The sequence below is a fragment of the Xylanibacter caecicola genome, from assembly GCF_013166515.1.
Taxonomy (GTDB): Bacteria; Bacteroidota; Bacteroidia; order Bacteroidales; family Bacteroidaceae; genus Prevotella; species Prevotella caecicola.
This window is the reverse complement of sequence record NZ_JABKKJ010000028.1, coordinates 1-19479: the sequence shown is the minus strand read 5'-3', so window position 1 is coordinate 19479 and position 19479 is coordinate 1. Positions and strand designations below refer to the sequence as shown.

Below are 19479 nucleotides of genomic sequence, written 5' to 3'. Positions count from 1 at the left end.
GGTCGCCGTTCTGTATACATCAGCATTATCCCTGTCTGCACAAAACAAGATAAGATACAGCTATGATGCTGCCGGGAACCGTATAAAAAGAGAAATCGTTATCGAACCGCAAAAGGCACCGGAGAACTCACAAAAAAGCACCGAAAGGTCGCAACGGCAACGATTTTGGCGGCAAATACACGGCAGACATACGCACTGATAACAACGGCTGCCGCGTAGTGACCTCCATAAAAGGGTTGACGGCTGCCGACAAATGCCACATTGAAATATATTCTGCACATGGTGCGCTCATGATGCGATGCGATATGAACGACGGCAGTGCCGTGACAGAAATGTCCGGCATGCAGGACGGTGTGTATCTGATGAGGATTACCGTAAACGGCATGTCCAATACATGGAAAATAACAAAGAAATGACAAGCGGCAATATTATAAAGACAATACAGCTATCGCTGGTCATAGCATACGGTATATTATCCGGGTCGACAACCATTCCGGCAACAGCAGCCGTACATGACACGACATATACGGTGCGGTCAAACGTATCCGTTCCTGACAGCACACACTTACCGACCAACATACCAAAGAACAATGACCTTGAACCTATAGAGCCGGAATTTCCGATTGACCCTCCCGGTCCGTCCGGTCCTATAAAACCGATATACCCCCCGGAAGAAGACATAATCCCCATCGACACTGAAAACAACTATGCCGTGGGCACACCCAAGGGCACATTCGACGTTAATGGCATGGGAGCGGCTGTATACAGCGTGCCGATAGAGTGTCCTAACGGAGGCACGCTGATGCCTTCTATAGGCATTGTCTATAACAGCCAGGCTGGACACGGCATAGCCGGATACGGCTTCAGCATCAGCGGCATGTCTGCGATAACGCGTGGAGGAAGCAATCTTCACAGTGACGGGAAACTGAAAGGCACGACTTATACAGCCGACGACAATCTTTTTCTTGACGGCAAAAGACTTATATTACAATCGGGCACGGCATTCTGCGAAGGTGCCGCATACACAGTGGAAGGCGACCCTTACACAAAGATAACGGTTCATGGCACATACGGATACAACGTGGCAACGACATGGTTTGAGGTACACGCTGCCGACGGAACCTTATATAGATACGGAGATTCTGCCTCATCGCGCTTAGGCTATACAAACAAAAACGGGGCGCAGCGCATAGCCTCATGGCATATAAGCAGTGCCGAGGACATGTATTCGAACTATATTACATACACCTACGAGACAAGCAACCTGAATATACGTCCTGTCTGTATAACATACGGAACGAACAGGGCAAGGAACAGAGGACTTGTCAATACCATTGAATTTGCATACAGAGACGCAGGCGACAGAGCATTTCCTTTTGTCATAGAAGGCCGACAGGGCAAGGCAGATGTGCTGCTGAATGCCATAACAACCGCCACCAACGGCATGACATATCGCAGGTATGAATTCACCTATGATGAGAAATCAGACCTTGGAAACACTAAGTTCTCACGTCTTGTAAAGATTGACGAGCTTAACGGAGACGGAGAAAAACTCAGTCCTGTAAAGTTTGACTGGGATTTTATGGGCAATATGTATGTGTCGGGACATTCAATCGATGTTCCGACGAAGTCTGCTGCTAATAATATCAGTGAAACTTCAAGACTGTTTACCTCTGCCGATTTAAACGGAGACGGCATAAGCGATATAATAAGAATATCGCAAGCTTATATTCTGGACTACCTAATAGACGGAACCACACATAGGCAGCAACAGACACTGGTAAATATCAGCAGAAGCCGTATAAGTAACAATAATACTGTTACATACGATTATCCTATAACGTTCAGTCTGCCTCCGACCTTTGCCGTTGACAACATAGAGTCCGTAATAGGTGGCTCGTCTGTCATGGACTTTGACGGAGACGGATACAACGACATGCTATTTCCGCTATATTCCAACACTGCGGGAAGCAGGGCGGTATGTCTATGCACTATTTTCGGAAGCGACATTAAATCAGGGAATACAGGAAACATCAGGGTATGTGATATCCCATTGAGCGCATCAACAGAATGTCCTTTGTTCTGCACATTCGATGCCGACGGGAACGGGAAGGATGAGATTTTGTTTGTAGAAACAAGTTCAAAAGACGGATGCTATCATGGAAAACTTGCATATCATACAGGATCAGAAAAGCTGAAACATACAGATCTGCTGTTCACAATGCCCTCCAAACCGGAGAAAATGTTCACCGCAGACTTTAACAACGACGGTCTGGCGGACATCATATTGCTGTACAACGGTGGATACACTATATATTACAACAACGGCAGCACACCGTCTGAACAATATTTCACGGAGGGCAACAAAAAGACCGGTACTGATTTTACAAACAACTGGCGGGTACAACAAGGTGACTTTGACGGCGACGGTCTTATGGACTTCGTATATAACGTGTCGCCCGAGACATGGCTGCGGATTGCCCGCAACAACGGCGACGGGACATTCACACATGGCAGGTCGGAAGACCTCGGCATTAGTGACCAGTCAACGTCTAAGGACGACAACAAGTTCTCCATACTGGTATGGGACATGAACAACGACGGCAAGTCGGACGTGTTTGTGTCGAAAGCCAATTACGAGCATCACGGCGGAATAAGCGGAAGAAACGATTACAAAAGCACAACAATCAAGTGGCTTTATTCGGACGGCACTACACTTAAGGTTTTCAAGGAGACGGACAAGTATCACCCCGAGGATGCCACGCAGGGTAACTTGATGCTCGGCGACTTTAACGGCGACGGAGCTGTGGAGCTTGCAAACTACGGGACGATGCTCAACAGCGTTTCAGAAACCATTGATGAGAAAATACATGTCTACAGCACCGGAACATCATCGGCACAAAAAGGACGGATAAAATGTATAACGGACGGATTGGGACGGGACATAAGAATACAATATGCAAGTGCCGCACTACCCTCAGTATACACAAAGGCAACGGACAACAAGTATCCCGTAAATAATTACTGTCTGCCCATAGCCGTTGTATCTTCCACAAGCATAAGCAACGGTGCCTCGGCGGAACAACATACAAAATACAGATACGGAGGTCTTAAACTGCATATCGCCGGGAAAGGCATGCTGGGCTTTACCGAGATAACAAAGGAGAACACGACAACCGGAATAAAAGAGACATTGACCGTAACAAAGCGTGACGAGTCACGTTTCATACCTACCGAAACAACAAAGACAGTGACGGTTGGCAGTAGTACTTCCACGACAACTGTACGCACAACGGTTGCCGACAAAGACAATAACAATTACTTTGCATACGTATCGGAGAAAAAGGTCATCGACCTTGACGGAAACACTACGACCGCCTTTATCTGCTACGACACCGATAAAGGCGTTATTACGGAAGAGACCGTAAAAGACGACGGAGACAACATGTACAGGAAAACATCCTGTTCGGGGTATATCCGGAAAGGCAGTAAGTGGCTTCCGTCTGCCATCACATCTACACAGAAGCACAAAGACAGTGACGTGCCTTTCGTCTGCACAACGGAATATACATACGATGAACGAGGCAATGTACTGACGAAAACGGAGAACAGTGGTACGGACATGGCTCTAACGACCTCTGCCACATACGATGTATACGGCAACGTGCTGTCGTCACAATCATCAGGGCAGGGAGTAATTTCCGTGACAAAACACAATGATTATGACGAAAGCGGACGGTTCGTAACGAAGACATACGAAACTCCGTCATCGGCAGTGAACGTCTTCACATACGACACATGGGGCAATCTTTTAGAAGAGACGGACATGACCGAACCGGAGAACCCGCTCACCACCAGTCATACATACGACGGTTGGGGACGCAAGACATCTACCACGGAGCCTGACGGGACATGGACGGAATGGAGCACTGCGTGGGGACTGAAAAATAAATTCAGATATTGCATCAGCGAATCTTCATCGTCAAGACCATGGGTGAACACATGGTATGATGAATGCTCACGCGAGACATTCGTCGAGACCGTAGGCGAAAAGGGAGTGGACATCACCAAAGAAACAACTTACGAAAAGCATGGGAACATATCGCAAACGGAAAGCAAGACGGGACTGCTGGCAATTACCGAGAATTTCACATACGATGAACGTGGGCGTATATTGTCGGCGGTTTCGAGCACGGGCAGGACGACAGAATACAGCTACGGCAACCGCATGGCGGTATGCACCGTTGCCGGACGGGGATATACAAAGACATACGACGCATGGGGCAACGTTACATCTTCGACCGACCCGGTATCGGAGGTTACCTATACATATTCCTCGAACGGTAAACCTGAAAAAATCGATGCCGACGGATGCGAAGTTACGATGACATACGATGCCGCAGGAAACAGAACCTCACTGACCGACCCCGATGCAGGTACATCCACATACACATATGCTGCCGACGGCAGACTTCTCAGCGAGACGGACGGAAGAGGAATAAAGACGGAATATACATTCGATACGTCCGGTCGGCTCGTGGCGTCTGTCGCCGGGGCGATGACAACCACATATACTTATGGCACGTCGGGGTACAACACACAGAGGATTACAAAGAAAGAAACAGGCGACAACGCTGTTGAATATACATACGACAGATACGGGCGTGTAACAGAAGAAAAGAGAACTATCGGGGACAAGGGCATTTACACGTTCGGATATACGTACAACAAGGACAACCGGTTGGAGAGAACCTGTTATCCGGGAGGACTTGAAGTGAACTACCTGTATGATGAATACGGTTTCAGAACACAGGTGAAAACCGGTGACAATGTGATATGCAACGTAGAGGACTACGACGGTCTGTCGTACACCACATCGTTCATGGGCAAACTCACGTCTGCACACACCCGCGACGCAAGGGGCTTTGTCAACAACCGCAGTCTGTCTCGTGGGACGGACTCTCTCGAAACACTTAGCCTGAACTACGAGGGAAGCACCGGTAACCTGCTTTCAAGAAAAAGAGGTGATACGGCAGAAGAGACATTCGGATACGACAGCCTTGACAGGCTCGTGTCGGTATGCACCGGCGGAGAGGAAACAATGAACGTGACGTATGCTCCAAACGGCAATATTCTGAACAAGACAGGTATAGGCAACTATGAATATGACGGGGCGCACCGGCCGCATGCCGTGAGGGTTGTAGACAATACAGACAGGCTGATTTCTGATGATATACTGAATACGGCATACAACGACCTTGGCAAGATAAAGAGAATAGAAAAGCGAATGCTGTCGGACATGGCAGACTGGACAGAAATATCAAAAGACACCATGTCTATCGGTCTGGACACTTCGAGAGTAGAGATGTCAAGACCAATGGATGCCGGTATCATGACATGCGCATCCAACAACATTCCGTTTATAAACATAAGTCGCCCGTTTATCATGGATTTTGTCTATGGTCCCGACGGCGAACGATGGTACTCTTCAATGACAAACTGCGGAAGAGTGTTGTCAAGCACGGTATATGCCGGGGATTATGAGAAAGTGACAAACAACGGTGTGACACGGGAGTTCTACTATCTCGACGACAATATCATCATAATAAGACAGGACGGAGAGTTCAAGCCGTATATCGCCTTTACCGATAACCTCGGCAGTATATTGTCCATTACAGACGAAGAAGGCAACAAGGTGTTCAATGCTTCTTATGATCCATGGGGCAAACAGACCGTGACACTAAACACCATCGATTTCCAACGCGGCTACACTGGTCATGAAATGTTGAACAGTTTCGGCATAATAAACATGAACGGACGCTTGTACGACCCGTTAATAGGACGCTTCCTCAGCCCCGACAACTACGTGCAGATGCCGGACAACAGCCAGAACTTCAATCGGTACAGCTACTGCCTTAACAACCCTCTGAAATATAATGACCCGAGTGGGGAGTTCGTTGGTGCAGATGACATTATCGCCTGTCTTTTAGGAGGGACAATTAATCTTACAGTAAATCTTATTGAAGGAAATGTAAAGAACTTCTGGCATGGTGCCGCTTTATTTGCAACCGGGGCACTCGCAGGTGAATGTGCATTATACGGACAGGTTGGTGCAAGTGCAATTATTGTAGGTGCAGGAAACAGTATTCTTAACCAAGGATTTGCCAATGGTTGGAAAAACATAGACTGGGGACAGGTTGGCATGTCCGGAGGCATGTCGTTATTGACATCAGCAATTGGCGGAGAACTTGGCAACCTTTTATCAAAACCTTTAGGAAATCTTACATCAAGTATTTCAAATACAGTTCTAAGAAATGTTGTATACAATTCGTTGTGCAATACAGCGACAGGTTTTGTATTAGGAACAGGTTTCAGTGTTCTCGGTGGTAGCGGTGTCGACATTAAGACAGCTTTGAAAGCCGGGTTAGAAAATGCCGGTATTGGATTTATGACCGGGGCTATGAGCGGATTTGCAACCGGGATACAAGAAACACATTATGAAAACCGGCAAAAGTCATTCAACTCAACAAACGATACAGACTTTACTTTACCCGAGGATATTGTAAGACAAACATTGGCTTCTCCTAAAACACCAACAGGTTCTGGAACAAATAGTGTATATATAGGAAGAGATGCTGATGGCAATGCAAGATATGTCGGAATAACAGAAAGAGAGCCACAAATCAGATTTAGTGAGCATTTAAAATCCCAAACAAATCGTTCTAAATTACAATATAAAACAATAGATGGAACAGGACAGCTCAACAGGATACAATCAAGAATTATAGAACAGAACTTAATTAATATGTATGGATTGGGCAAAAATAACGGTATACTATATAATATCAGAAACTCTATAGCACCACGCTATTGGAATAATTACGGTATAAAAAATAAATAAAAACATGGCAAAACGAATTGTTACAAGAATTGGAAACATTTTCTGTGTAGAGATTGACAGACAGTACAAGAAGTTCTTTCAGTATGTGGCAAATGACATGTCACAGCTAAACAGCTCTGTTATAAGGGCATTTAAAAGAAAGTACCCTATTGAATGGAAACCGGACATGGACGTGATTGTTGACGATGATGTCGAGTTTTATGCTCACACGGTGCTAAGTGCCGGAATACAGGAAAATACATGGTACAAGGTGGGAACTAATAAAAATGTGGGAGATACAGACAGCATTATGTTCAGACTGTATAGTGAGGCACATATTATTAATATGACAAAATCATACAATTGGTATGTTTGGTTTATTAATCAAGAATATATTAGAATTGGAGAAATGACGGATGAATACAGGCATCTGGATATTGGATATGTGTATCCGGCTTTTCAAATCGAAAGCAAGATTAAAACAGGAGAATATGTCGGGCATGAATTAGAATAATTAAAACATGGCAAAACGAATTGTTACAAAAATTGGAAACATTTTCTGTGTAGAGATTGACAAACAGTACAAGAAGTTCTTTCAGTATGTGGCGAATGACATGTCCATGCTTAACAGTTCTGTCATCAGAGCATTCAAAAGGAAATACACAATTGAATGGAAACCAAACATGGACGTAATTGTTGACGATGATGTCGAGTTCTATGCACACACAATCTTAAGTGTAGGAATACATAATAATACATGGTATAAAGCAGGAACGCACAAGGATGTGGGAGATACTACGAATATCATGTTTAGATATTACAGCGAAGGGAATACAAGCCATATGACAAAATCATACAGATGGTACATATGGAGGATTAATCAAGAACATATAAAAATAGGTGAAATGACGGATGAATATAAACATCTTGATATAGGTCCAGTATTTCCATATTTTGATATCAAAAATAAAATAAAAACAGGTAAGTATATATACCATATATTAGAATAATTAAAACATGGCAAAACGAATTGTTACAAGAATTGGAAACATTTTCTGTGTAGAGATTGACAGACAGTACAAGAAGTTCTTTCAGTATGTGGCAAATGACATGTCACAGCTAAACAGCTCTGTTATAAGGGCATTTAAAAGAAAATATCCGATTGAATGGGAACCGAATATGGACGTGATTGTTGACGATGATGTCGAGTTCTATGCACATACAGTGCTAAGTGCCGGAATACAAGAAAATACATGGTACAAAGTGGGAACTAATAAGAATGTAGGAAATACTGACAGCATTATGTTCAGACTGTATAGTGAAGGATGTACAAGCCATATGACAAAATCGTACAGGTGGTATGTTTGGTATATCAATCAAGAATATATTAGAATTGGAGAAATGACGGATGAATACAGGCATCTGGATATTGGATATGTGTATCCGGTTTTTCAGATTGAGAGCAAGATCAAAACAGGAAAATATGTCGGACATGAATTAGAATAATTAAAACATGGCAAAACGAATTGTTACAAGAATTGGAAACATTTTCTGTGTAGAGATTGACAAACAGTACAAGAAGTTCTTTCAGTATGTGGCGAATGACATGTCACAACTGAACAGTTCTGTCATAAGAGCATTCAAGAGAAAATACCCGATTGAATGGAAACCGGACATGGACGTGATTGTTGACGATGATGTCGAGTTTTATGCTCACACGGTGCTAAGTGCCGGAATACAGGAAAATACATGGTACAAGGTGGGAACTAATAAGAATGTAGGAAATACTGACAACATTATGTTCAGACTGTATAGTGAAGGATGTACAAGTCATATGACTAAATCATATAGGTGGTATGTTTGGTATATCAATCAAGAATATATTAGAATCGGAGAAATGACGGATGAATACAGACATTTGGATATTGGATATGTGTATCCATATAACGATATTGAAATAAAAATAAAAACAGGAAAATATCCAGGGCATGAATTAGAATAATTTAAACATGGCAAAACGAATTGTTACAAATATTTATATATAAAGAGAACAATAATATGATATACTTCACATTTGCAGGCAGATTAAACAATAAAAATCAAGTTGGATTAAGAACGAAGATAAAAAAATTATTATATTTATTATTTAAACCAATTATTGCAAATCCTGATTTTGAGGATAAATTTGATTACGTATCAAAATGGTATATAGAATATAATGATAGAGAAGGATACGTCAACCGTGAAATTGGCATTGATAACAAAGGCAATACAATTGTAAAGGCTCCATATAAAAAGAACGTAGGCTTATGGTGTGATGAAGACTTACCCTATGAACAATATAAAGAAATGGGAATAACAGAAATTACAGCTGAGATATTTAATGAGAAATGGTCTGAACTATCTATTTAGGACAATGATGATAATAAATAAGAATTTATGAATAATTTTAATAATTTAAAAGATGTGGTAGAAACATTCAAGAAACATGCATATAATATATGTAAAACATGAAAAAACGAATTGTTACAAGAATTGAAAACAACAAAATATCATGCGTATAGAAAATATTGATGAAGCTATTGATTTATTTAAGAAACATGCGATAATTCAATGCGAGGCAACAGAAGAAGGCAACTATAAAATGGGTAATAAAAGTTATGACATAATAATAAGGTGCATATCTTTTATTGCAAATAACAGCATGCTGGAAAAGCTTTCTTTTCTTCTCAAAGACAATAATACATATTTACGCTTTTGGGCTGCATGTGCTTTATTACATACAGAGGAAAAAGAAGCTATAAAAGTCTTAAAAGACATAAAGAGAAACGAAACTGGTTTTATTTCACTTAATGCAGAAATAACTCTTTCTGAGTTAGAAAAGGGGAATCTAAAGAAAGATTATTTAATCAAACAAAAGAAGTAGAAGAAACTGTCACACAGCGAAAGTGTGATATCAAGAACAGTCTATGCCGGAGATTACGAGAAATACTATTTCTATGAATAAATTTAATCGTGTGAAAGAAGTGTTAGAAACATTCAAGAAACATGCCATTATACATGGTGAGACTCAGATAAACAGTAAATATAGGTAGTGAAAATGTTTCATAAAGAAGTATATAAAAGGAGAAAAAGAACACGCTTATAATAATTCATCAGGATTATATATTAAACAAGACAATAATATGATATACTTCACATTTGCAGGCAGATTAAACAATAAAAATCAAGTTGGATTAAGAACGAAGATAAAAAAATTATTATATTTATTATTTAAACCAATTATTGCAAATCCTGATTTTGAGGATAAATTTGATTACGTATCAAGATGGTATATAGAATATAATGATAGAGAAGGATACGTCAACCGTGAAATTGGCATTGATGACAAAGACAATACAATTGTAAAGGCTCCATATAAAAAGAACGTAGGCTTATGGTGTGATGAATACTTATCTTATGAACAATATAAAGAAATGGGAAGAAAACAATCTTTTTTAATTACTATTATGCCATACCCGATACATTTGCAGGAGGCATTTATCCTTTTCCAAAAAGCACTTGTTATTTATATGCAATAAAATGGCAAGTAGCAACCCGGTATTCATTCGACGAAATACGTGCAAAGAAATTATATGACAGACGGATCGTAACCAAGAAAGATTTCCATGATTGGATATATGAGTACAGATATGCAGAACATGATGTGGGAAAATAATGTTTAACCAGTCGTCTTTTAAAATGTATTTTTGTGCATAATAATCAACATTAGCGTCTGATGTTGTGACACACGGGTATCATCGTGGAGTTCACGAAGCTATAGTTTGTTAAGACAAAAGCCCTGAAAAGATGTTTGTACTTTATTGAAATACATTTTTATTGTAAAAAAATACCGTATTATAGATAAAAGTTGTATTTTTGTAAGGTTGTTTGGTTTGGACAAAAAGAAATGAAAGATTGTGTAAAGGCTGAGGTAAGGCAGATACTTACCGATTATCTGGAACAGAGGAATCATCGTAAAACTCCCGAAAGATTTGCGATACTGGATACGGTCTACAGTCTGAACCGCCGCTTTTCCATACAAGACTTGAGTGACGAGCTGGAGAAAAGCAATTTTGCCGTGAGCCGTGCGACAATCTACAATACAATAAATCTGTTTATGAAGTTGCGTTTGGTGATATGCCACCGTCTTAATGACGGCACGCTGTATGAGGCATGTCATTCAAACGAGAATCATTGTTTGCAGATTTGCAGCATCTGCGGTAGCGTTGTAGAGCTGAATGTTTCAGATATAGCCGATGCGATAGAGAATATTCGTTTGAAGCGTTTCCGCAAGGAACGTTTCTCGTTGTATCTTTACGGCACGTGCAGTTCATGCCAGGCACGTATTACGCGCAGGAAAAAGAAAGAACAGAATATAAAACAAAATATATAATATGAAAACAGGTAAGGTCGATGTCCTGCTGGGATTGCAGTGGGGCGATGAAGGTAAAGGAAAGGTAGTGGACGTGTTGACACCCCGCTATGATGTCATAGCCCGTTTCCAGGGCGGTCCCAATGCCGGTCACACACTGGAGTTTGAAGGTGAGAAATATGTGTTGCGCAGTATTCCCTCGGGAATATTTCAGGGAGGTAAGGTGAATATCATCGGTAACGGTGTGGTTCTGGCACCGGACTTGTTCATGCAGGAAGCAAAGGAACTTGAGAAAAGCGGTCATTCGCTGACGAACCGTCTGCACATATCGCGCAAGGCTCATCTCATCATGCCGACACACCGCGTGCTCGATGCGGCATACGAGGCATTGAAAGGAAAGAACAAGGTGGGTACCACAGGAAAAGGTATTGGTCCGACATATACGGACAAGACATCGCGCAACGGTCTGCGTGTAGGTGACATCTTCGAGAACTTTGAAGAGAAATATGCTGCCCACAAGGCAAGGCACGAGCAGATGCTGAAGGCTCTCGGATATACGGACTATGATATTACGGAGGATGAGAAGAAGTGGATGGAGGGCATAGAGTATATGCGCCGGTTCAATATCGTGGACTCTGAATTTGAGATTAACGGACTTCTTAGCTCGGGCAAGAGCATACTGTGCGAAGGTGCCCAGGGCACGATGCTCGATGTGGACTTCGGAAGCTATCCTTTTGTAACGTCGTCCAATACAATCTGTGCCGGTGCATGCACCGGTCTCGGCATCGGTCCGAACAAGATAGGTGATGTATACGGTATAATGAAAGCATATTGCACGCGTGTCGGTGCCGGACCGTTCCCCACGGAACTGTTCGACGAGACGGGGGCGAAGATACGCGACCTCGGGCATGAATACGGCGCGGTGACCGGGCGTGAGCGTCGTTGCGGCTGGATAGACCTTGTGGCTCTTCGCTATGCCATAATGGTAAACGGCGTGACAAAACTCATAATGATGAAGAGCGACGTGCTCGACAGCTTTGATGTAATCAAGGCGTGTGTGGCATACAAGAAGGACGGCAAGGAGATAGACCACTTCCCGTATAATATAGAGGATGGGATAGAACCCGTATACAAAGAACTTAAGGGCTGGAACACAGATATGACCGGAATGACATCGGAAGAGCAGTTCCCCGCAGCATTCTCTGAATACGTCAAGTTCCTTGAGGCAGAGTTGCAGACACCGATAACAATTATATCTATTGGTCCTGACCGCGAGCAGACTATTGTAAGAGGATAAAAAATATGGCACAGAAACCAAGTATACCAAAAGGAACGCGCGACTTCTCTCCACAGGAGATGGCAAAGCGCAACTATATATTCGACACTATAAGGGACGTATATGCTCTATATGGCTTTCAGCAGATAGAGACGCCGGCAATGGAGACACTTCATACGCTTATGGGCAAGTATGGAGAAGAGGGTGACCGCCTGTTGTTCAAGGTGCTTAACAGCGGCGACTTTATAGGCAAGACGACAAACGAGGAGCTGGAGGAGCGCAACGCCTTGCGCCTTGCGGCAAAGTTCTGCGAGAAAGGTCTGCGCTATGACCTCACGGTGCCGTTTGCCCGTTATGTCGTGATGCACCGCGATGAACTTCAGTTGCCGTTCAAACGCTATCAGATACAGCCGGTGTGGCGTGCCGACCGCCCGCAAAAAGGGCGTTACCGCGAGTTCTACCAGTGTGATGCCGACATCGTAGGCAGCGATTCGTTACTTAATGAGGTGGAACTGATGAAGATTGTCGATACGGTCTTCACACGTTTCGGCGTGCGCGTCCAGATAAAGATAAACAACCGCAAGATACTTACGGGCATTGCCGAGACCATAGGCGAGGCGGACAAGATTGTAGACATAACCGTGGCAATGGACAAGCTGGACAAGATAGGGCTTGAAAAGGTGAACGAAGAGCTTGCCGCCAACGGCATATCGGCAGAGGCGATAGAGAAGTTGCAGCCTATAATCTCGCTCGCGGGAAGTAACGATGACAAGCTTAAGGTCATTGCAGACGTTCTGCAAGGCTCTGAGACCGGCGTGAAGGGTGTTGAAGAAACTCGCTTCATACTTGATGTGCTTAAAAATGCGGGACTTAACAATGAGGTGCAGCTCGACCTGACTTTGGCGCGCGGACTGAACTATTACACCGGTGCCATATTCGAGGTCAAGGCTGTCGATACGCCCATGGGAAGCATTACCGGCGGCGGACGCTACGACAACCTTACGGGCATATTCGGTATGCCGGGGCTTAGCGGTGTCGGAATATCATTCGGTGCGGAGCGCATCTTCGACGTGCTTAACGCCCTCGACCTTTATCCCAAGGAGGCGGTGAGAGGCACTCAGCTCCTGTTCATAAACTTCGGCGATGCGGAGACAGCTTATTGTATGCCTGCCGTTGACAAGGCACGTAACAACGGCATCAGGACAGAACTCTATCCCGATGCGGTCAAGATGAAGAAGCAGATGAGCTATGCCAATGCCAAGAACATTCCTTTTGTTGTGCTTGCAGGGGAGAATGAGATAAAGGAAGGCAGGTTTACGTTGAAGAATATGGTTACAGGCGAGCAGTCGTCGGTAACTCCCGATGAACTGATTGCTATTGTAAAAGGCGGAGAATAAACGGTTATGAGATTATTACGGAATATTTTTGCTGTCCTTGTTGCGGCAGTGATATTGTCGGCGTTCAAGTCGGATCATGTCGTCGCGATATTCATGATCGGCGACTCGACCATGGCAAACAAGGACATAAAGGGCGGCAAGCAGGAACGTGGCTGGGGTATGATGCTGAGTCATTGTTTCTCTGATGATGTACGTGTGGACAATCATGCCCAGAACGGTCGCTCTTCCAAGAGCTTTATCGATGAAGGGCGATGGGACAAGGTGCTCGGATTGATAAAGCCGGGCGACTATGTGTTCATACAGTTCGGTCATAATGACGAGAAGCCTGATGAGAAGAGGCATACTGAACCCGGGTCTACGTTTGATGACAATCTGCGCAAGTTTGTACGTGAGACAAGGCAGAAGGGCGGCATTCCCGTATTGTTCAACAGTGTTGTGCGCCGTAATTTCAGTGGTAGTAAGACCGCAGTTACGGATGATGACTTGCGCGACAATTCGTCCGCAGGACTGAAGGAGGGCGATGTCCTCATAGACACTCACGGGGCATATCTCCTGTCTCCGTTTAATGTGGCAAAGGAACTGGACGTTCCCTTTGTCGATGCAAACAAGATAACGCACGACTTGGAGCAGTCACTCGGTGTGGAAGGGTCAAAGAAACTGCACATGTGGTATCTTCCGGGCGAGACGCCCTCGCTTCCTGAAGGTCGTCAGGACAATACACATTATAATATATATGGCGCAGGTGTCGTTGCCCGTCTGCTTGCAGACGAGGCGGCAAAGCAGGTTCCTGCCTTGAAGAAGTATGTACGTCATTACGATGCAGTCGTTGCTGCAGACGGGAGCGGACAATATTTCGATTTACAGGAAGCCGTGGACAAAGCTCCGAAAGGAAAATCCACGATATATGTGGACGCAAAGTCATGGAAAAAGCCTGTTGTGCCTGAAGGAAAGAAGATAAAGTTTGTAAGAGGAAAATGAGAAGATTATTCTTGATATTGACACTGTTACTTATGATTGCGCAGATGATGTCTGCGCAATCTGAGTTATTGGGGGTTAACCGGCAGCGCCATTTCTCCGGCATTCTTCCCGGAAACTACAGTGGCATCGCGCATATACGCGGTGACGAGTATGCCGTGGTGAGCGACAAGTCGTTCAGCAACGGCTTCTTTGTATTCAAGATTGCCGTCGACTCCATTACCGGAGACATCCTGTCGGTGAGGGACAATGGCTTTCATGGCAACGACATGAAGGGCGGCGACTTGGAGGGCATAGCATATAATCCCGTGACAAACACCGTGTTTATATCCGGCGAGGCAGACAATTCCGTTGCCGAATATACCTTGCAGGGCGATACAACGGGGCGCCGTATGTCTGTGCCGGATGTATTCAGGCATGCTACAGGCAATGCCGGTCTGGAATCTCTTTCGTACAATGTGCATACAGGCATGTATTGGACAATGAATGAAAGCACCCTGACATGCGACGGCTTGCAGACAACATCCGTCAACAGACTTAGGAACAGGCTGCGTCTTCAGTCGTTCGGCGAAGACCTGTTGCCGCGCAACCAGTATGCTTATCTTATGGACGAGCCTGTGGCGGACAAGACCGCGCGCAACTATGCCATGGGCGTAAGCGAAGTCCTGGCGCTTGACAACGGTCGTCTGCTGGTGCTTGAGCGTGAGTTGTATGTGCCGAAGCAGAAGATTGGTGCGTTTGTCAATTGCAAGATTTATGAGGTTAACCCGTCGGAGGCGCAGCCGATAAGTACTTCCGAGCCGCTGACTGCCTCTTCGCCTTATATGGACAAGCGCCTTATATACAGCTGGCGCACCAATATCACTCTTCTCGACCATTCGTTTGCCAACTACGAAGGCATGTGTCTCGGACCGTTTTTGAAAGACGGCAGTCGTGTGGTGATACTGATAAGCGACTCACAAAACGGTTACGGCGGCATTCTTAAAGACTGGTTCAAGACTATCGTTATAAAGTAACGCTTTCGTTATAAAACAACCTTAATTCCCGATTTACAATGCAAATCAGGACTTCAATTCCCGATTTGCATTGTAAATCGGGAATTGAAGTATTGCCGGATGAAATATTTTCGCATTATTGATTTACCGTAACGCAAAAACAATAATTCTGTAATTACTTGTGATACGATACAATCTGTTTATTATAAATGGCAATAACACAAGTTCGGGAAAGAATACAAAGCAGATGAATGTCCAACGATTAAGACTTTGTTTTATCCCGGACTTGTGTTATATGAGAATGATGTTATTCAATAAAAACGTTGGTGTTTAAAAGAAAATACTATATCTTTGTAAGCGAACAAGAACCAAAAATATAATAAAAAGGTTTCAAAAAACATGGTACAGATATCAAGTCAAAGCACTGTAAATAAGATAGAAATGAGGCTTAGAGGAAAGGGACGTGGCTCGATAGTATTCCAACAAGACTATGCCGACTGCGGAACACCATCAGCCGTGAAGTCAACATTCCATCGGATGTACACCGACGGAATGTTGGTGCGGTTGGCTCATGGCATCTATTATTACCCCAAAGAGGACAAGGAATATGGGCTTGGTATCATTTACCCGTCTGTTGAAGACATCGCCCAGGCTATCGCCAAACGAGACAAGGCGAAGATTGTACCAATGGGAGCATACGCCTTGAATCGTCTCGGATTGTCCACGCAGATGCCAATGAATGTTGTGTTCCTGACCAACGGTGCGCCACGTCGGATAAAGATAGGAAGCGGACACGGCATTCTATTCAAGCATTCTTCTTCAGGCAAAAACTTTGCCTATAAATCAGAGCTGATGATGCTTATAGTAACAGCTATGCGCACCATAGGCGAAGACAAAATGACAGAGGAAGATCGCAATGTGTTTGTCGAGCATGCAAAGAATGTAAACGACAACGATTTTAATCATGATATAAAACTAGCCCCTGCATGGGTGCGCAAAATACTCCTTACGCGATGAAATTCATAGATTTACCGGAAGATAGACAACGGGAAGTAATCAATACAGTGGCGTTGCAGACCGGGTTGCCACCGTCAAGTATCGAAAAGGACTGGTGGGTAACGCAGGTGTTGAAAGCCCTTCATACTTTACCATATGCAGAACATATTGCTTTCAAAGGAGGAACAAGTCTCAGTAAATGCTGGAACTTAATTGCAAGATTTTCCGAAGACGTGGATATTGCTCTCAGCAGAGAATTCCTTGGTTTTAGCGGTGAATTGTCGAAGACCCAAATCAGCGACAGACTACGTCGCGCTACCTGTTCTTTCGTAAGAGAGAAGATGCAGAACGATGTACGGAAAGCTTTAATGGATTTGGGCGTACGGACTGATGCCTGTTCCGTGGATGTTGTCATTACATCCGTTACGACAACAGACCCGGAGGTTATTACCATAACTTATCATAGTTTGTATGAGATATCACCCTATATCAAGAATGCGGTAAAGATTGAAATCAGCGGCAGATCGATGATGGAGCCGATAGAGAAAAAAGCAATAAACGCTACTATTGATACCCATTTCAACAAAGCACCATTTGCCGAAAAGTCTTTCGAGGTGAATGTTGTCATTCCCGAGCGTACTTTTCTTGAAAAAGTGTTCTTATTGCACGAAGAATTTAGGAAGAATGAGGTCAGGGTGGAGCGTATGTCTCGCCATATCTATGATTTGGTAATGATTATGGATTCTGAGAACCCAATTGCAGACCGTGCAATCCACAACGAAACTTTGTATAAGGCGGTACTTGAACATCGGCGAAAGTTCATCGGACTTAAAGGTTTCAACTATGATGAGCTTTATCCTGCTACATTATGTATCGTCCCAAACGAGGATATCGCAAGACTATGGCAAGATGACTACAAGTTTATGTGTGAACACATGATTTTCGGACAGGTGCCCTCTTTTGAGGAACTGATAAACAAGTTGTCAACACTTAACGACCTAATTAAACAGTTAAGCTACCGAAAGACATGATTTGAAAGACGGCAGTCGTGTGGTTATACTGATAAGCGACTCGCAGAACGGTTATGGCGGCATTCTTAAAGACTGGTTCAAGACTATCGTAATAAAGTAACGCTTTCGCTATAAAACGACCTTAATTCCCGATTTGCATTGTAAATCGGGAATTGAAGTATTGCCGAATGAAATATTTTCGCTATATTTGCATTATTGATTTACCGTAACGTAAAAAACATAATTGTGTAAATATCTATGATACAGGACAATCCGTTTGTTATAAATGGCTATAAAGGCGAGGACTATTTTTGTGACCGTGTTGAGGAAACGGCATTGCTTAAAAGGCATCTTACCAATAATTGCAACGTGGCTCTTATCTCTCCGCGTCGTCTGGGGAAGTCCGGTCTTATAAGACACACCTTTGCACAAAATGAGATAAAGGATAATTATTATGTGTTCATTATAGATATATACGAGACAAAAAATCTTAATGAGTTTGTCTATGAGTTGGGGCGTGGGATATTTAACACCCTTAAGTCGCGTAGTCGGAAAGCGTGGGACAAGTTCTTCGGTCTGTTACTTTCCTTGCGCCAAGGTATTTCGTTCGATGCAGCCGGCATGCCCGAATGGAATATTACCATAGGCGACATACGCCGTCCGGATATAACATTGGATGAAATATTCATGTATCTTGAACATGCCGATCGTCCCTGCCTTGTAGCAATAGACGAGTTCCAAACTATTTCAGAATATCCGGAGAAGACCGTCGAAGCAATGTTGCGCACCAGAATACAGACATGTGGCAATGCACATTTTGTATTTTCCGGCTCAAAACGTCACATGATGGCTGAGATGTTCATGACGGCTTCGCATCCGTTCTATCAAAGTGCATCTGTGATAGGGCTTTCACCTATAGACAGGGAAGTTTACTATGACTTTGTTTCGCGTCATCTTTCAAGTATAGGGAAAAGTATATCTTCCGAGGCTTTTGACTATATCTATGATTTGTTTGACGGCATAACATGGTATATCCAGTATGTAATGAACATCTTATATACAGAAAGCTCAGACAGTGCTTCTTTGGATGTGAACGATGTTTCGGGTGCAATAGAAAAGATACTGCATCAACAGGCTTTTGCTTATAAGACACTCCTGTATCAGCTTACGGCGAGACAGAAGCAGTTGCTGTTTGCCATAGCGGAACAGGGGAAGGCAACGGGGATGATGTCGCGTGAGTTTCTGTCAAGATACGGTCTTTCGGCGAGCAGTGTGCAGAATGCTTTGAAAGTATTGCTCGATCGTGATTTTATTACGCAGGATGAAGACGGATGCCGGCTTTATGACAAGTTCTTCGAGATATGGTTGCGCGGAGGATATTTGTCTTGACCGTATGTGATTTTATATAGTCTCACTAGTGTCCCATTAAAATTGGGACGTTGTTAAAAATCAAATAAACTTGGTCCATCAGGTCCAAATCGTTCTTTGTCATTTTGAAATTTAGTTTTGTCAAAGAGGTCTCGAAGAGGCGTTTTA

16 protein-coding genes and 2 pseudogenes are annotated in these 19479 nt (G+C 43.5%); all 18 read left to right on the top strand.

Annotated features, from left to right (window positions below):
- Positions 1–218 precede the first annotated feature (218 nt).
- Complete coding sequence (locus HPS54_RS13035) at positions 219–416, top strand: T9SS type A sorting domain-containing protein (RefSeq protein WP_172345573.1); 198 nt, start codon at positions 219–221, stop codon at positions 414–416.
- Positions 395–6901, top strand: coding sequence for an FG-GAP-like repeat-containing protein (locus HPS54_RS11375; RefSeq protein ID WP_172345572.1), 6507 nt, complete (start codon positions 395–397; stop codon positions 6899–6901). Before HPS54_RS13035 ends, HPS54_RS11375 begins: the two co-directional genes overlap by 22 nt.
- A gap of 4 nt (positions 6902–6905) precedes the next feature.
- Complete coding sequence (locus tag HPS54_RS11370; protein ID WP_172345571.1) at positions 6906–7394, top strand: hypothetical protein; 489 nt, start codon at positions 6906–6908, stop codon at positions 7392–7394.
- Between the two features lie 7 nt (positions 7395–7401).
- Positions 7402–7890 carry a hypothetical protein gene (locus HPS54_RS11365; protein WP_172345570.1) on the top strand — a complete coding sequence of 163 codons (489 nt, stop codon included), beginning with the start codon at positions 7402–7404 and terminating at the stop codon, positions 7888–7890.
- 7 nt (positions 7891–7897) lie between these two features.
- Positions 7898–8386, top strand: a complete 489-nt coding sequence (locus HPS54_RS11360; protein ID WP_172345569.1) for a hypothetical protein — start codon at positions 7898–7900, stop codon at positions 8384–8386.
- A 7-nt stretch (positions 8387–8393) separates the two neighbouring features.
- A complete protein-coding gene (locus tag HPS54_RS11355; RefSeq protein ID WP_172345568.1) occupies positions 8394–8882 on the top strand; it encodes a hypothetical protein in 489 nt (162 codons plus the stop codon).
- A gap of 56 nt (positions 8883–8938) precedes the next feature.
- Positions 8939–9292: a hypothetical protein gene (locus HPS54_RS11350; protein ID WP_172345567.1), complete on the top strand. Its 354-nt coding sequence runs from the start codon at positions 8939–8941 to the stop codon at positions 9290–9292.
- 142 nt (positions 9293–9434) lie between these two features.
- Positions 9435–9806 (top strand): hypothetical protein, encoded by a 372-nt coding sequence (locus tag HPS54_RS11345; RefSeq protein ID WP_172345566.1) that lies wholly within the window; start codon positions 9435–9437, stop codon positions 9804–9806.
- A gap of 259 nt (positions 9807–10065) precedes the next feature.
- Positions 10066–10461, top strand: a complete 396-nt coding sequence (locus HPS54_RS11340; RefSeq protein ID WP_172345565.1) for a hypothetical protein — start codon at positions 10066–10068, stop codon at positions 10459–10461.
- A 368-nt stretch (positions 10462–10829) separates the two neighbouring features.
- A complete protein-coding gene (locus HPS54_RS11335) occupies positions 10830–11315 on the top strand; it encodes a Fur family transcriptional regulator (RefSeq protein WP_172345564.1) in 486 nt (161 codons plus the stop codon).
- A gap of 1 nt (position 11316) precedes the next feature.
- The gene (locus HPS54_RS11330; protein ID WP_172345563.1) at positions 11317–12591 is read left to right on the top strand and encodes an adenylosuccinate synthase; all 1275 of its coding nucleotides are present in this window, start codon (positions 11317–11319) and stop codon (positions 12589–12591) included.
- A 5-nt stretch (positions 12592–12596) separates the two neighbouring features.
- The gene (gene hisS, locus HPS54_RS11325) at positions 12597–13967 is read left to right on the top strand and encodes a histidine--tRNA ligase (RefSeq protein WP_172345562.1); all 1371 of its coding nucleotides are present in this window, start codon (positions 12597–12599) and stop codon (positions 13965–13967) included.
- 6 nt (positions 13968–13973) lie between these two features.
- Positions 13974–14918: pseudogene (locus HPS54_RS11320) on the top strand (rhamnogalacturonan acetylesterase); the annotation flags it as partial.
- A 23-nt stretch (positions 14919–14941) separates the two neighbouring features.
- Positions 14942–15958 (top strand): esterase-like activity of phytase family protein, encoded by a 1017-nt coding sequence (locus HPS54_RS11315; protein WP_172345560.1) that lies wholly within the window; start codon positions 14942–14944, stop codon positions 15956–15958.
- A 378-nt stretch (positions 15959–16336) separates the two neighbouring features.
- On the top strand, positions 16337–16954 hold the full coding sequence (locus HPS54_RS11310) for a DUF6088 family protein (RefSeq protein ID WP_172345559.1): 618 nt from the start codon (positions 16337–16339) through the stop codon (positions 16952–16954).
- Positions 16951–17964, top strand: coding sequence for a nucleotidyl transferase AbiEii/AbiGii toxin family protein (locus tag HPS54_RS11305; protein WP_172345558.1), 1014 nt, complete (start codon positions 16951–16953; stop codon positions 17962–17964). The genes HPS54_RS11310 and HPS54_RS11305 overlap by 4 nt, the downstream gene beginning before the upstream one ends.
- Position 17965: 1 nt before the next feature.
- Positions 17966–18064 (top strand): annotated as a pseudogene (locus HPS54_RS13160) (esterase-like activity of phytase family protein); the annotation flags it as partial.
- Positions 18065–18201: 137 nt separating this feature from the next.
- A complete protein-coding gene (locus HPS54_RS11295; protein WP_172345557.1) occupies positions 18202–19332 on the top strand; it encodes an AAA family ATPase in 1131 nt (376 codons plus the stop codon).
- Positions 19333–19479 lie beyond the last annotated feature (147 nt).